1 protein-coding gene is annotated in these 448 nt (G+C 48.9%); it reads left to right on the top strand.

The genetic code is table 11. The annotated features are described in order from the left end of the window. Positions 1-448: glycogen/starch/alpha-glucan phosphorylase (locus BFS05_RS06570; protein ID WP_146026746.1), on the top strand; the 448-nt coding region annotated here is incomplete at both ends.

The following is a 448-nucleotide window of genomic DNA, read 5'->3' as shown; positions in this document are numbered from 1 at the left end:
TGTCTGCTCTTATTACTGAGGGCTTGGGCACCGACGCATGGCAGGGTGATTTGGAGCTTCTTGAAGGTTTGAAGCCATTGGCTGACGATCCTTCCTTCGTTAAGAAGTTTGCTAAGGTTAAGCAAGAGAACAAGCTCGCCTTCGTTGATTTCGCAAAGCAGAAGTATGGCTTTGAAATCAACCCAGACACTATGTTTAACACCATTGTTAAGCGTTTGCACGAGTACAAGCGCCAGTCCATGAAGATCCTCCAGGTTATCTCCACATACGCTGGAATCAAGAATGGCACAATCGACGTAGACAAGATGCTTCCACGCACCGTGTTCTTCGGCGCTAAGTCCGCTCCAGGCTATGCTATGGCAAAGCTCACCATTCAGCTCATTAACAATGTTGCTCGCGTGGTGAATAACGACCCAGCATGCAAGGGCAAGCTCGCAGTGTTCTTCCC

Source organism: Gardnerella coleohominis (genome assembly GCF_002896555.1).
Taxonomy (GTDB): Bacteria; Actinomycetota; Actinomycetes; order Actinomycetales; family Bifidobacteriaceae; genus Bifidobacterium; species Bifidobacterium vaginale_F.
Note: the sequence above shows the minus strand (reverse complement) of the source record. Positions and strands in the feature narration are given on the sequence as shown.